The 14,915-nt window shown below is 59.1% G+C and carries 12 protein-coding genes; 5 read left to right on the forward strand and 7 right to left on the reverse strand.

Annotation, left to right across the window (positions count from 1 at the left end; translation table 11 throughout):
- Window positions 1–50: 50 nt before the first annotated feature.
- The 4 genes from N8E88_RS19070 to N8E88_RS19085 are packed head-to-tail and all read right to left on the reverse strand — an operon-like array spanning window position 51 to window position 2,369.
- Entirely contained in the window at window positions 51–461 is a 411-nt protein-coding gene (locus N8E88_RS19070) for a nuclear transport factor 2-like protein (RefSeq protein ID WP_262295045.1), read from the reverse strand.
- 14 nt (window positions 462–475) lie between these two features.
- The gene (locus tag N8E88_RS19075) at window positions 476–1,147 is read right to left on the reverse strand and encodes a carbonic anhydrase (protein WP_262295046.1); all 672 of its coding nucleotides are present in this window, start codon (window positions 1,145–1,147) and stop codon (window positions 476–478) included.
- 48 nt (window positions 1,148–1,195) lie between these two features.
- Window positions 1,196–2,080 carry a pyridoxal kinase PdxY gene (pdxY, locus tag N8E88_RS19080; RefSeq protein ID WP_262295047.1) on the reverse strand — a complete coding sequence of 295 codons (885 nt, stop codon included), beginning with the start codon at window positions 2,078–2,080 and terminating at the stop codon, window positions 1,196–1,198.
- A 40-nt stretch (window positions 2,081–2,120) separates the two neighbouring features.
- Window positions 2,121–2,369: a hypothetical protein gene (locus N8E88_RS19085; RefSeq protein ID WP_262295048.1), complete on the reverse strand. Its 249-nt coding sequence runs from the start codon at window positions 2,367–2,369 to the stop codon at window positions 2,121–2,123.
- Between the two features lie 127 nt (window positions 2,370–2,496).
- On the opposite strand from N8E88_RS19085, the gene N8E88_RS19090 reads away from it, so the two are divergent.
- From N8E88_RS19090 to N8E88_RS19110, 5 genes are all read left to right on the forward strand, one after another.
- Window positions 2,497–3,111 (forward strand): LemA family protein, encoded by a 615-nt coding sequence (locus tag N8E88_RS19090; protein ID WP_262295049.1) that lies wholly within the window; start codon window positions 2,497–2,499, stop codon window positions 3,109–3,111.
- Window positions 3,112–3,120: 9 nt separating this feature from the next.
- Window positions 3,121–3,969, forward strand: coding sequence for a TPM domain-containing protein (locus N8E88_RS19095; RefSeq protein WP_262295050.1), 849 nt, complete (start codon window positions 3,121–3,123; stop codon window positions 3,967–3,969).
- 2 nt (window positions 3,970–3,971) lie between these two features.
- Complete coding sequence (locus tag N8E88_RS19100) at window positions 3,972–4,610, forward strand: TPM domain-containing protein (RefSeq protein WP_262295051.1); 639 nt, start codon at window positions 3,972–3,974, stop codon at window positions 4,608–4,610.
- Window positions 4,611–4,720: 110 nt separating this feature from the next.
- Entirely contained in the window at window positions 4,721–9,508 is a 4,788-nt protein-coding gene (locus N8E88_RS19105; RefSeq protein ID WP_262295052.1) for an NAD-glutamate dehydrogenase, read from the forward strand.
- A 32-nt stretch (window positions 9,509–9,540) separates the two neighbouring features.
- Entirely contained in the window at window positions 9,541–10,899 is a 1,359-nt protein-coding gene (locus tag N8E88_RS19110) for an MFS transporter (RefSeq protein WP_262295053.1), read from the forward strand.
- Here N8E88_RS19110 and purH read toward each other — a convergent pair.
- The 3 genes from purH to N8E88_RS19125 all read right to left on the reverse strand — a co-directional run bounded on the left by purH (window position 10,889) and on the right by N8E88_RS19125 (window position 14,906).
- On the reverse strand, window positions 10,889–12,505 hold the full coding sequence (gene purH, locus N8E88_RS19115; protein WP_262295054.1) for a bifunctional phosphoribosylaminoimidazolecarboxamide formyltransferase/IMP cyclohydrolase: 1,617 nt from the start codon (window positions 12,503–12,505) through the stop codon (window positions 10,889–10,891). The two genes, N8E88_RS19110 and purH, sit on opposite strands and share 11 nt — an antisense overlap.
- Window positions 12,506–12,583: 78 nt before the next feature.
- Window positions 12,584–13,810 (reverse strand): MFS transporter, encoded by a 1,227-nt coding sequence (locus tag N8E88_RS19120; protein ID WP_262295055.1) that lies wholly within the window; start codon window positions 13,808–13,810, stop codon window positions 12,584–12,586.
- A gap of 43 nt (window positions 13,811–13,853) precedes the next feature.
- The gene (locus N8E88_RS19125; protein WP_262295056.1) at window positions 13,854–14,906 is read right to left on the reverse strand and encodes an aldo/keto reductase; all 1,053 of its coding nucleotides are present in this window, start codon (window positions 14,904–14,906) and stop codon (window positions 13,854–13,856) included.
- Window positions 14,907–14,915 lie beyond the last annotated feature (9 nt).

Raw genomic sequence — 14,915 nt, forward strand, 5'->3', positions numbered from 1 at the left:
CTTCGCCAACGACGATGTTTCCTGGCCGGCGTTCGCGCCGGCCTTGTTGTTTAGAAGCCTTCGCAGGCCTCCCCCAGTGAACTCTGGGCGCTCTCTATGATCCTGCCGCTGCGAAAATTGAAGATCTCGCGCGTATAGGTAGTATTTGCCGGGAATTGATAGCAGACGAAAACGGTCGTTGTATCGCCTTCGACGCCACCGATACGATGGCGCACTATAGCGCCACGCACGGCGCTCTTCCATTCATCGAGGCTGGCCAGAAATTCATCCTTGGTCTGAATCGTATCGATGTCTTCGAGAATGACCGTTGCCTCCTCGGCCAGAATTTTGTCGAAAACCGCGCGGTCGGCGGTACTGAGCGCGGAATACCAGCTTTCGATGATGGCGTTGTGCGCATCGTTCGCCGTGGCAGGACCCATCGCTAGGAGAATGACGGCGATCATGAATTTCAATCGCGCCATTCTCTTGTTTCCCTCTATTCCAGCGCGGCGGCTTCGGCGACCTCTTCGGGGTCGGGGCGAAGGAAGTCACCGGTTTCCGGATTCATGATCCATAGTTCACCGGTCGAAATGTCGAACCAGGCGCCATGCAAGGTGAGGCGGCCTTTCTTTTCAAGGATATCGACACAAGGAAAGCTGCGCAGGTTTTTCAGCGAATAGCGAATGGATATGCGCTCCAGCGCCGTCTGACGCTCGAATGGTGTCATCAGCTCATTGGCGGAAACCGCTTCCGCTGCGGGACCGACGAGGCTCATCCACTTGCCGATGAAGTCGCCGGGGGACAATGGCTCGCTCGTCGTGTCGAGCGCCGCCTTTATGCCGCCGCACCTGCCATGGCCAAGGACGACGATATTCTTGACTTTCAGGCTCTGCACCGCAAATTCGAGGGCTGCGGAGGTGGAGTGGTATTCGCCGTCCGGCGCATAGGGCGGCACGAGATTGGCGACGTTGCGCAGCACAAAAATCTCGCCGGGCGCCGTGTCGAAGATGATCTCGGGCGCGGAGCGTGAGTCGCAGCAGGCGATCACCAGCGTTTCGGGCGTCTGGCCCTGATCCGCAAGCTGTTTGTAGCGCATCGTCTCGTTGGCATAGCGATGCGCCATGAAGTTGCGATAGCCGGTGAGAAGTTTCTCGGGAAGCAAGGTCATTCTTTTCCTCTAATCCTGAACCGGGACAAGATCAATTGGTCTAATGTGCTATGCCCTGATGCCCTTGCTTGGATGAACCAGCCGCCGCATCTGAGTCATCGCCATAGGGGTGGAAAGGCTGGATGCGTCGGCTTCGAGCATCAGTTCATCGGCGCCGCGCTTGGCAGAGCGGGCCATGATTTCGAAAACAGAGGCTGTCGTGCGTTGCAGCACCTGTTCGAGATCAAGACCGGCAAGCATGCGTGCGAGGAACAGCGCGGACGTAAGATCACCAAGGCCGTTGGTCGGGCCGACGACGAGGCGGTGTTCGGCGAGTAGCGCCAGAGAGTGCGTCACCAGCAGATTGCCGGTGCCGCCAGCAATCATCGGGTGCGCCGAGGTCACAAGCATCGTACCCGGCCCGGCGTGCAACGCGGCCTGCATGATCGCCTTGTTGTCCGGCAGTTCCGCGCCGGTCAGCCATGCAAGCTCGAAGCGGTTAGGTGTCGAAATATCGGCGAGCGGCATCAATTCGTCGCGGATGGCATTTGCAGTCGCCTCCGGAACGTAGAGCCCCTTTTCATCGCCGATGACAGGATCGCAGAGATAAAGCACGCCTTTATTGCGGGTTTTTACGGTTTCTACCAGACGGGCGACACTCTCGGCCTGCGCGGAATTGCCGAGGTAACCGCTCATGATGCCGCTGACCTCGCCAAGCCAAGGAGCGCGCTCCAAATCGGCGATCAGATCGTCGAATTGCTGCGGTTCCGGCACGATGCGCTTGGCCGGTCCATGACCGGGATGCCATGGCAAGATGACGGTTGGCACGGCCCATACCGGATGGCCGAGCGTTTCGAGCGCGAATACGGCGGCACGATTGCCGACCGAACCACGTACGACGTGGCTGGAAATGACGATGACGGCATTGGATGAAGGAGCAACGGAACCGGTCATTGGAAATACTCATGCGAGAGTTCGGGCGAGCGAGCGCGACTCAGCCCTTGCCGACTATAGAACTGATCACCCAGATAATCATGGCGATCAAGACAAGCAATCCCAGAAACCTGCCGATGCGTGTGCCCCAGACTTCTATGGAGTCGGCCGGATCCGCGTCGCCGGCTGAAAAGTGGCCTTTGGTCCGTTCGACAAAGGATGTGCCTTGGGATGCAGATTCGCGGTCGATCCGTTCAATTATCCGTCTGGATTCCGCGTCGGACTGATGCTTTCCATCGTGTTCACGCATGAAGACACCCTGTTTGCGTTCAATGGTTTAGCATAGCGCTTTGGCTGTTCCTTTTGCAGAAAAAAATGGCTAGGTTTGTGCTGCTTCGTTCTGAAGCGGTGAATCTGTACTCGGGGAGAGGATTCCAATGCAACATTCGACTTGCCTGCCGGCACCGCGCCGCGCCTTTTCTATCATTGCCCTGTTTCTTCTCGTACCGCTGCTTTCAGCCTGCGGCTTCAATACGATTCCGACCAATGAAGAGCAGGCCAAGGCCGCGTGGAGCGAGGTGTTGAACCAGTATCAGCGACGGGCCGATCTCATTCCCAACCTCGTCGAGACTGTCAAAGGTTATGCCGCACAGGAAAAGGATGTGCTGACATCGGTGGTTGAGGCGCGGGCCAAGGCGACTTCCATACAGGTGACTCCGGAAACCCTCACCGATCCCAATGCGATGAAGGTGTTTCAGGAGAATCAGGCGCAGTTGACCGGAGCACTGTCGCGGCTGATGGCTGTCGTGGAAAACTACCCTGACCTGAAGTCCAACCAGAACTTCCTCGCACTTCAATCGCAGCTCGAAGGCACGGAAAACCGCATCGCCGTATCGCGCCGGGATTATATCGAGTCGGTGCGGGTCTATAACACCTCGCTCAGGACGATGCCGACCATGATCTGGAAGTGGATCTGGTATACGGGGAATGAACCCTACCAGACCTTCACAATCGAAGATTCAGCCAAGCAAACGCCTCAGGTCAAGTTCTAGGCTCAAGACATGAGCGCATTGCGCCAGACTGCGATGGGGTTCAATCGCCTATTATTGGCCATTGCGCTGCTGGCATTGCTGTCCATCAGCGCATTTGCCGCAGAACTCCCTGCTCTGACAGGTCGTGTGGTCGATGCTGCGAACGTCATCGATGCGGCAACGCGCGAGCAGATAACCCAGAAATTGGCGGCGTTCGAAACAAAATCCTCCGACCAGGTGGTGGTCGTTACGGTGCCGAGCCTCGATGGCGAGGAGATCGAGCCCTATGCCAACCGGCTCTACCGCTCCTGGGCGCTCGGACAAAAACAGGAAAACAATGGCGTTCTTCTGGTCGTCGCACCAAATGATCGCAAGGTGCGCATCGAGGTCGGTTATGGTCTCGAAGGCACGCTGACGGACCTTCTGTCCAACCTCATCATCGAAAATGCCGTCATACCGGGTTTTCGCTCGGGCGATTATTCGGGTGGAATCTCCAAAGGTGTCGATGGCATTCTCGCTGTACTTTCCGGTGATGCCGCTGAACTCGAGGCGCGCGCCAAACGCAATGTTCAGGAACCAACCTCCGACGTCGACTGGGTGATGCTCATCTTCGTCATGATCTTTCTATTCATGTTCTTCAGTGGGATCATATTACCAGCCGTGGTTACGTCCTTTGGACGCAAGATCGCTCCTGGCCGCTATGAGTGGCTGGGCATGATCTTTGACATCGGCTCGAGAAGCGGCGGCGGTGGAGGATGGTCCTCGGGCGGGGGCGGTTGGTCATCCGGTGGAGGTGGCTGGTCTTCGGGCGGCGGGGGCGGCGGCTTTTCCGGCGGGGGCGGTTCGTCCGGCGGCGGCGGCGCATCGGGGAGTTGGTAGCCATGAGTTCAGGGTCCATGAATGAAGCCGATCACGCCCGCATTGCCGAGGCGATACGTGCTGCCGAAAGCCGCACGAGCGGCGAAATCTATGCGGTGCTCGCGCGCCGCAGCGACAGCTATTTCTACGTGGCTGGATTTACCGCGGCTTGCGGCATACTTTTCGCTGCGGTCGTGGTTGCGGTTGCTGCTCACTGGTACTGGTTCACCTTGCCGCTGCCGGTCTTCGGTCTCGCGATACTCGCTGCTTTCCTTGCCGCTGTGCTGGTTTTGTGGCTCTTGCCCGGCATTACCATGTGGCTCGTGCCGCGACGCATCCGCTACAAGCGGGCGCATCTCAACGCGATCCAGCAGTTTCTGGCGCGAAATGTCCATCTCACAACACAACGTACCGGTGTCCTCCTTTTCGTCTCGCTGGCGGAGCGATACGCAGAGGTGGTTGCGGATGCCGGCATCAATGCAAAAGTCCATCAGGACGAATGGAACGGAATCGTCGCGATATTGACCGAACATGCGGACAGAGATGAATTGGCCGATGGTTTCCTAAAAGCCATTGGAAGGGCGGGCCAACTGCTGGAAGAACATTTCCCCAGAGGGCTCGATGACGCCAATGAGCTCGATGATCATTTGGTCGAATTGTAACATTCTTGCGTGTCACACGATTTTCACCGCAACTGTGCAGTTTAGGGTCGAAAAAGCCTTTCGAAAGGCTATGATCGCGCGAAATGCATAATCCAGGGGGAAATATTTTCATGGCTTCCAAAAATAAAGCGGACGTAAAGATCGCTACGAAGTCAAAACCACCGAAAGTCCTGAAAGAGAAGCCCGACGCAGGGTTGTTTGAAGACCTTTTGTTTGCGCGGGCGCCGGAAGAAGACCTTGCCGACTATGATGCGGGTGCGCTGACGGCCTCGGCGAAGCTTGCGGAAAATGCGCTGACGCAGTTCAAGTCGGGACAGCCCGTCATCGATGTGAGCGAAGGCAACATCGTCTCCCGCGATGGCCGCCCGGTAACAGTTGTCACACTGATCAACGACAACATGCCCTTCCTGCTCGACTCGGTGCTTGGCGAGATCAGTGAGCGCGTTACGTCGGTTTATCTCGTGTTGCATCCGGTCATGGATATCGACAGACACACCAACAGCGTTCTTGGTACTGCGGGTCCGGACAAGCCGGGAAAAGATGTGGCGCGGGTCAGCGTCATGCAAATTCATGTACCCGCGCTCGATGAGCCATCGCGTGAGATCATGACCGCCGCACTTACCATTGTGCTCAAGCAGGTGCGCGAAGCCGTTAGTGATCGCGGAGCCATGGTTGCGCGTTTGAGCGACGCGATCGAAGCCTACAAGACCGGCAAAACGCCGATGAAAAAAGCTGCAGCAGAAGAAGCTGCAGAGTTTCTCGAATGGTTGCGTGACAATAATTTCACCTTTCTCGGCGTGCGTGAATACGACTATCAGGGTGACGATAGTCAAGGTGAGCTGGAGCGCTCCGGCAAGCGCGGTCTTGGCATCTTGAGCGACCCCGATGTGCGTGTCTTGAAGCGCGGCAACCAGGGTGTGACGACGACCCCGCAGATCATCGCTTTTCTAACCGGCCCCGAGCCTCTGATCGTCACCAAGGCCAATACAAAATCGCTGGTGCACCGTCGCGGCTATATGGATTACATCGGCGTGAAGACGTTCGATACGGAGGGCAGGATTTCGGGCGAATTGCGGTTCGTCGGCTTGTTCACGTCCGGCGCCTATACGCGTTCTGTGCTTAAAATCCCCTATCTGCGCTCGAAAACCGAGGCTGTGATTCGCCGGCTTGGATTCAACCTTGAAGATCATTCCGGAAAGCAGCTTATCAAGGTGCTCGAGGGTTATCCGCGTGATGACCTTTTCCAGATCGACGTCAAGACGCTGACCCGCTACGCCGAGATCATATTGGCGCTCGGCGAGCGGCCGCGCGTACGCGTGCTGCCGCGGATCGATCCCTTCGGCCGTTTCGCTTCGATCATCGTCTTCGTGCCGCGCGAGCGCTATGATTCTATCGTGCGCGAGAAAATAGGCTCGCACCTTGCGAAGGTATATGAGGGGCATGTGTCGGCTTACTATCCGGCATTTCCCGAGGGCGGTCTTGCCCGCGTGCATTTTATCATCGGCCATGCCGAGGACCAATTTCCCAAGGTCAAACGCGAGGCGCTGGAAGAAACCGTCCGCTCCATCGTCCGCACCTGGGAAGATGCTGTTGCCGAGGTCGGAGATCGTCGTGGAACTGCGGAATTCACCGCTCTTGCTGCGGCCTTTCCGGATTCCTATCGCGAAAACTTTTCACCCGACGAGGCACTGGTCGATGCCAGTCGCATTGCCGGTCTCGCACGCAACAATCCCCTCTATGTCGATTTCTATCGGCATCGCACCGACGGGCCCAAAGCCGCTTCGTTGAAGATCTATCATTACGGCTCGGCCGTCGCCCTCTCACAGCGTGTTCCCTTGCTGGAGAATATGGGCTTTCGCGTCATCAGCGAGCAGACATTCCAGCTGCCCGCCGCCGACGGCAGCCCGCTTTTTGTACATGACATGGAGCTTACCAGCGCCTCCGACTCGGGGATCGATCTCGCCGATGATGGCGCTCTTTTCGAAGACGTGTTCCGCTATATCTGGAACGGTGCGTCGGACAATGACGGCTATAACGCACTTGCCCTTACCGGGCAGTTGACCGCACGGCAAATCATCATCCTGCGCGCTTACGGCCGTTATCTTCAGCAGGCGGGCATTCCCTATTCCCAGGATTTCATCGCGGCGACACTCAACCGCTATCCGGCGATCGCCAGACAGATATTCGATCTGTTCGATCAGCGGCTCAACCCCGCGAAAACCGGTGCGCAATCGGAACGCAAGCAGTCGAGGCTACGCTCTAATATCGAAGAAGCACTGCAAGACGTTCCGAGCCTCGATGATGATCGCATTCTGCGCCGTTTCCTCAATCTCATCGAGTCGACCCTGCGCACCAATGCCTTCGCGCCGGAAGAAGGCGGCAGCGAACGCGTGACGCTGGCCTTCAAGCTCGATCCACGATCACTAGATGAGCTGCCGGAGCCGCGTCCTTACCGCGAAATCTTCGTCTATGGGCCGGAGGTCGAGGGCGTGCATCTGCGCTTTGGTCCAGTCGCACGTGGCGGCTTGCGCTGGTCGGACCGTGCGCAGGACTACCGCACGGAGGTGCTGGGTCTGGTAAAAGCGCAGCAGGTAAAAAACGCGGTCATCGTTCCGGTTGGCGCCAAGGGCGGTTTCTTCCCGAAACGCCTTCCGACGGGCACCGATCGCACCGCCATCTTCGAGGCCGGCCGTGCGGCCTATATGACCTTCATCGCGACTCTGCTTTCAGTGACCGACAATCTGCAAGGCGAAACGGTTGTCCCGCCGCAAAACGTGATCCGCCTCGATGGCGACGATCCTTACTTCGTTGTCGCTGCCGACAAGGGCACGGCGACGTTTTCCGACACAGCCAATGCGATCAGCCAGGCACATGATTTCTGGCTCGACGATGCCTTCGCGTCTGGCGGTTCGGCGGGCTACGATCACAAGAAAATGGGCATTACCGCGCGCGGGGCATGGGAAGCCGTGAAGCGCCATTTCCGCGAGATCGGCACCGACATCCAGAAAATGCCGTTCACTGTGGTTGGCGTCGGCGATATGTCGGGCGACGTCTTCGGCAATGGCATGCTGCTTTCGCCGCAAACAAAGCTGATCGCAGCCTTCGACCACCGCGATATTTTCATCGATCCGGAGCCGGATGTGAAAGCGACGTTGAAGGAACGTCAGCGGCTGTTCAACCTGCCGCGCTCCAGCTGGCAGGATTTCGACAAGAGCAAGATTTCGGCAGGCGGCGGTGTGTTCTCGCGCTCGCAAAAGTCGATCACCCTGTCGAAGGAAGCCGCAAAGGCCATCGGCCTTGCCAAGACCACGGCAACGCCGTACGAGATCATGACAGCGATCCTGAAAGCGCCGGTCGACCTCCTGTGGTTCGGCGGCATCGGCACCTATGTCCGCTCGTCGCTGGAGAGCGACGCGGAAGCGGGCGACCGCGCCAATGATGCCATCCGCATCACCGGCAGCGATGTTCGGGCGAAAGTCATCGGCGAAGGCGCCAATCTTGGCGTCACACAGAAGGCGCGCATAGAGTTCGGCCTGCTTGGCGGGCGCTGCAATTCCGATGCGATCGACAATTCGGCTGGCGTCAACACTTCCGACGTGGAGGTCAATATCAAGATCGCCCTGGCGCAGGCCATGCGCGCTGGCAAATTGCAACGTGACAAGCGCAATACGCTGCTGGAATCGATGACCGAGGAAGTCGGTGATCTGGTGCTGCGCAACAATTATCTGCAGACACTGGCGCTATCGCTGGCACAGCGGCGCGGCCTCGCTGACCTTGCCTATCAGGCGCGCTTCATCAACGACCTCGAGACCAAGAAACTCCTCAACCGCAAGGTGGAGACGCTGCCCGATGACAAGGCGATGGCAGAGCGGCAGGTAGAAGGCATTCCACTGACGCGGGCAGAGCTCGGCGTGCTTCTTGCCTATTCCAAGATCGTCTTGTTGGACCAGCTCCTGGCAAGCGATTTGCCGGACGACCCCTATCTCGAACGCGAATTGATGGAATATTTCCCGCGTCAGATGAAGGAGGGCTTCAGCGACGAAATCCGCTCGCATCGCCTGCGCCGGGAAATCATCGCGACGCAGCTTGCCAATGATGTAATCAATCGCGGCGGGCCGACTTTCGTAAGCCGGCTCGCGGACCTTACCGGCCAATCAGGCCCCGAGATCGTTCGCGCCTATGTGATCGTACGAGACGGCTTTGAGCTGGATGAGGTGTTCGCGGGGATCGATGCGCTGGACAATGCGATACCAGGCGAAACCCAAAACGGTTTCTATGCAAACGTCGCCCAGATGCTGAACTGGACGACAGCCTGGGTGCTGCGTAACCACACCGGCGCCGTTGGCCTCGGCGCCGCGATCGCGGAGATCAAAACGGCGCGTGATGCGCTGCAGCCGCGCCTCGACAAGCTGCTGCCCGCATCGATGATCGGACTGATCCGTGAAGACACCGCCAGCAACGCTGCTCTCGGTGCGCCTCCGGCCCTTGCCGCGCAGTTGGCACGGCTGGAGATAGCGCCGATCATTCCGGATATCGCCGCGGTGGCCCAGCAGGCCAATATCGACATTGCCAGCGCAGCACGAGCCTATTTCGACATATCCGAAGCATTCCGTATCGGGCGTATCGAGGATGCGGCGCGCGGCGTTTCCATCGCCGATTATTATGACGGACTGGCGCTTGCCCGCGCCACCGACCTGATCAGTCAGGCGCGGCGCGGTATCGCCGTGGCGGCACTGAGCAAATATGGCAAGCAGGCCGATCCGGCAAAAGACTGGCTGATGAGCCGGGGTGCACGTGTCGACGAGGTGCGGCAGCGCATGGCGAATATTGTGGAAACGGGCGATTTGACCGTCTCCCGGCTTGCGGTGGCTGCCGGATTGCTTTCCGATCTGTCATAGGCAGTTGGGCTTGATGGGCAAGGGATAGCGTAATGGCTGCATCGAGAAGGGGCATCTGGGGGTGGATGCTCTTCGACTGGGCGGCGCAGCCATTCTTCACGGTCGTCACGACGTTTATCTTCGGACCCTATTTCGTTTCGCGCATGGCGAGCGATCCGGCCGTGGGGCAAGCGGCGTGGGGTTATGGCATTGCCATTTCGGGGCTCGTTATCGCCGTGCTCTCGCCAGTCCTCGGATCGATCGCTGACCAGACGGGACGGCGCAAACCGTGGATCGGTTTCTTCGCCATCATCAAGATATTCTCGCTGATCATGCTGTGGTTTGCGGCGCCAGGCTCAGGCCTGATTGTCCCGTTGATGTTCTTTTCGCTGGCGTCGATTGCGGCGGAGTTTTCCATCGTCTTCAACGATTCGATGATGCCGCGGCTGGTGGCACCAAAGGATATCGGACGGATATCCAACATGGCCTGGGGCCTCGGTTATCTCGGCGGCATGATCGTCTTGATCTTCGTCGTGGCATTTATGGCCGCGTCGCCGCAAACCGGCAAGACCATGCTGGGCCTTGCGCCGATCTTCGGGCTCGATCCGGCGACGGGCGAGGGTGATCGCGCAACCGCGCCATTGTCGGCGCTATGGTATCTCGTCTTCATCCTGCCGATGTTCCTTTTCACGTCGGATGGTGCGAGAGGCCTGGCAGCTGGTCCGGCAGTGCGGGTCGGACTTGCCGAACTCAAGTCTACCTTAAGCGAGGTACGGCAGCGGCCGGGGCTTTTCCGCTTTCTCGTCGGCCGCATGATCTATCAGGACGGCGTGAATGCGTTGATCGCATTGGGCGGCGCATTCGCGGCGACAATGTTCGGCTGGGCCACGGCGGAAATCGGGATTTTCGGCATTATCCTCAATGTCGTTGCCATTTTTGGCTGTCTTGCTGCCAGCAAGCTTGACACGATGCTTGGGTCGAAGGTCGTGGTGGTGATTTCGCTGGTGTTGCTGACCATCGCGACGATCGGCATCGTCTCGACCGGTCCGGGCTATACGCTGTTTGGTCTTGCGCAATTGCCGGGTCCGGATAGCGGAGGTCTGTTCGGTACACCTGCAGAAAAAGCCTATATCGGCTTCGGACTGCTCATCGGCATTGCGTTCGGACCGGTGCAAGCTTCGTCGCGTTCCTACATGGCGCGCAGCGTTTCAGCGGATGAGGCGGGGCGGTATTTCGGCATCTACGCGCTGTCCGGACGGGCGACGAGCTTCCTTGCGCCTTTCCTGGTGGCAACGGTGACAGCGCTGAGCGGATCGCCGCGCCTCGGCATGGCGATGATCATATTGTTCTTGCTGGCCGGACTGGCGATCCTGTTGCGGACGCCTTATCCAGCTGCAAAAATCAATGCCTGAAATGGCGCATGCCGGTGAAGACCATGGCGATGCCATGCTCGTCGGCGGCGGCAATCACTTCGTCATCGCGCATCGACCCGCCGGGCTGGATCACTGCGGTGGCTCCGGCGGCAACAGCGGACAGCAAGCCGTCGGCGAAGGGGAAGAATGCGTCGGAGGCGACGACGGAGCCTTTGGTCAAGGGCGTAGCGTTTCCTGCAGCTTCGGCCGCGTCTTCCGCTTTGCGCGCCGCAATGCGAGCGCTATCGACCCGGCTCATCTGCCCGGCGCCGATGCCAACAGCCGCGCCGTCCTTGACGTAGACGATCGCATTTGACTTCACATGCTTGGCGATGCGGAAGGCAAGCTTGAGATCGGACATTTCCGCTTCGGTTGGAGCGCGCTTGGTGACGACCTCCAATTCGAGATCATCGACGACGCCGCTGTCGCGCGACTGGACGAGGATTCCCCCGGCAACCGTCTTGGCGCTGATGCCGCCGGCGCGGGGGTCAGGCAGGCCGCCGGTGACCAGCAGCCGCAGGCTCTTCTTGGCGGCAACAATCGCCTGCGCTTCCGGTGTCGCGTCGGGCGCGATGATGACTTCGGTGAAGGTCTTGACGATTTCCGTCGCGGCTTCGGCGTCGAGCGTCTTGTTGAGCGCGACGATGCCGCCGAAAGCCGAAACCGGGTCGCAGGCGAGCGCTTTCAGATAGGCTTCCTTCAGGGTCGCTCCTTCGGCAACGCCGCAAGGATTGGCGTGTTTGATGATGGCGACGGCGGAGGTGCGTGCCGGGTCGAACTCGGCAACGAGCTCGAAGGCGGCGTCCGTGTCGTTGATGTTGTTGTAGGAGAGCTGCTTGCCCTGCAGCTGGGTAGCCGTGGCGACGCCTGGACGCTTCTCGCCGGTGAGGTAGAACCCGGCCGACTGGTGCGGATTTTCCCCATAGCGCATGACCGAATGCAGATGACCACCGATAGCGCGGCGTGATGGAGTTTCCGTCATCAGGGCTTCGGCGAACCAGCCGGAAATCGCTGCATCATAGGTGGCCGTGCGGGCATAGGCCTTGGCGGCGAGGCTCTGGCGGAACGAATAGGGCAGCGAGCCCTCATGCTTGTCGAGCATGGCGATGACCATGTCGTAGTCGCCGGTCTCGGTAACGACACCGACATAGGCGTGGTTTTTGGCTGCTGCGCGGATCATGGCTGGACCGCCAATGTCGATATTCTCGACAATATTCGCGTAATCGGCGCCGGAATGACGGACCTCTTCAAATGGATAGAGGTTGATGACGACGAGATCGATGGCGCCGATATCATGCGCCTGCATCGCCGCTATATGCTCCGGATCGTCTCGCACGGCCAACAGCCCGCCATGCACTTTTGGATGCAAGGTCTTGACGCGGCCATCCATGATTTCCGGAAAGCCGGTAATGTCGGCAACGTCGCGGACCGGAATGCCCTCGGCGGCTATCGTCTTGGAGGTGCCGCCGGTGGAAAGGATTTCAACACCGTGGCGGTGCAGCGCATGAGCCAGCGCGGTAAGGCCGGCCTTGTCCGAAACGGAAAGAAGGGCTCGCTTGACGGGATGAAGGTTCGGAGCAGGAAAGGATTTGGCGGCGACGGCCATGGGTGTACGTCCTCAGATGAATGGATTTTGCTTGGCCGTTAGCACAGCCAAAGGCGGAATCCTATCTTTTATGTTTTCCTATGTTTTCGGGCGGGGCTCTGTTGTGAACGCCAGCAGGACGGCAACACCCATCATGGCGCCCGCCAGCGAAGTAACCCACCAGCCACCATAATAATAGGTGGCCGCGGCAAGCGCCGACCCTGCCGAACCAAGCAGGAAAACGATGGTCATATAGATCGCATTGAGGCGGCCGCGCGCCTGATCATCGAGCGAGAAGATGATGCGCTGGCTAAGTATCTGGTTGGTCTGAACGGCGCTGTCGATGAAGATCGCCGCAAGGACGAGCGCGGCGATCGAGATGGCAGTTCCGGCCCAACCGGCAATCAGAAACCAGATCGTGAGCGTGATCATGGCGGTGGCAGTACCCTGTCTCGTATAGCCACGGTCTGCGAGCCGGCCAGCGACGGGAGCCGCGAGGGCGCCGGCTGCACCCGCCAGGGCGAACAGAGCGATCTGGCGTTGGCTGTAGCCAAAAATGTCGGTCAAAAGCAGTGGTATGCCGGTCCAGAACAGATTGAAACTGGCGAAGATGATGCCCTGATAGAAAGCGCGGCGCTGCAGAGCCGGTGTAGTGACAAGCAGATGCCACATCGATTTGAGGATAGCGCCATAGCGCATGCTGCCATGCGGCTGGCGTTGTGGCAGCGCGACACGCAGCAGCACAAGTACAGCGAGCATTGCCGCTGCGGAAATCCAGAAGATCGCCCGCCATCCGAATTCGGAAGCGACCAGGTTGGCCAGCGGTCGCGCCAGCATGATGCCGGTCAAGAGCCCCGCCATGACATTGCCGATCGTGCGGCCGCGTGAGGCGGCGGGAACCAGGTGGGAAGCGAAAGGCACGAGAACCTGTGCACCACAGGCGAAGAAACCCATGGCGAAGGAGGACAGGAGAAAGGTCATTGCCGAGCCGGACAGAGCTGCTCCGGCGAGACCAAGTGCGGTTCCAGCGAGCGTCAAAAGAACCAGGCGACGATTTTCGACGAGATCGGCCAACGAAACCAGGAACAGCAGTCCGGCGCCATAGCCGAGTTGCGTTACGGTAACGATAAAACCGGCCATGCCGCCATGCATATCGAGATCGGTGCTGATGAGGCCGATAAGCGCTTGCGCATAGTAAATATTACCGACCATCGCCCCGCAGGCGAACGCGAACAAAAAGGTCAATGCCGGGGAAAGCCCCGGCATTTCGGCTGCGATCTCGGTCGCTTCCGGTTGTGATAGTGCGGTATCTCGGGAATAGGCCATCAGGTTCTCGCTGCCGGCGGTCCTCCCACCCCCGGGCTTTTCGCTATTTCAGATGAGGTTGGATAAGGGAAAGATCAGCGGCAGAAAGCCGGTCGGATGCGGTCCGGGCCTGGTGCCAGTAGGGATAAATGAGCGGCAACTGGCTGACCTTATCCAGGCTTGCGCGTTCTTCAGCGCTCAGGATCACATCGGCAGCCTTGAGATTATCCGCAAGCTGGGCGTCCGTGCGAGCGCCGACGATAATGGACGTCACGCCCTTGCGCCCAAGCAGCCAGGAAAGCGCAATCTGCGCCGCAGAAATATTTCGGGCTTCGGCAATGCCAGCCAAAACTTCAATGATGTCGTAAAGCCGCTCCTCATCCCTGATTGGCGGCTCGCCCCAATTGGCAAGCTGACGCGTACCTTCCGGCGTTGCCTTGTTGCGGCGATATTTACCGGACAGCAGCCCGCCAGCCAGGGGGCTCCATACCAAGACGCCAAGGCCTTGGTCGAGGGTCGCAGGGATCAGCTCATATTCGGCTTCGCGCGCCTCGAGGCTGTAATGGATCTGCTGGCTGACAGGGGCGATGAACTTTTCAAGTGCCGCAATGCCCATGGCCTTCATCAGGTGCCATCCCGAGAAATTCGAAACGCCGACGTAACGCACCTTGCCCGAGCGCACGAGCGTATCGAGCGCTTCCAGCGTTTCGTCGAGCGGTGTCAGTCCGTCCCACTGATGCAACTGGTAGAGGTCGATGTGATCAGTGCCGAGGCGTTTCAGGCTGGCTTCCGCAGCGCGAATCAAGTGGTAGCGCGACAGGCCGGCATCGTTGATTTCCTCGCCCATGCGGAACCTCGCCTTGGTGGCGACGAGGATGCTGTCGCGCTTGCCCTTGAGAGCCTGTCCGACAATCTCCTCGGAAGCGCCAGTCGAATAAATGTCCGCTGTGTCGATAAGATTGATCCCGGCATCGAGCGCCATGCCAATCTGGCGCTTGGCGCCCTCCAGGTCGGTGTCACCGGTCTTGGCGAAATTGCCTTTGCCGCCAAAGGTCATCGTGCCGAGGCTGAGCGCGGATACGTTGAGGCCGGAGCGGCCAAGTTGACGATACTCCATGGTGAAGAC

This window comes from Phyllobacterium zundukense (genome assembly GCF_025452195.1).
GTDB classification, from domain to species: domain Bacteria; phylum Pseudomonadota; class Alphaproteobacteria; order Rhizobiales; family Rhizobiaceae; genus Phyllobacterium; species Phyllobacterium zundukense_A.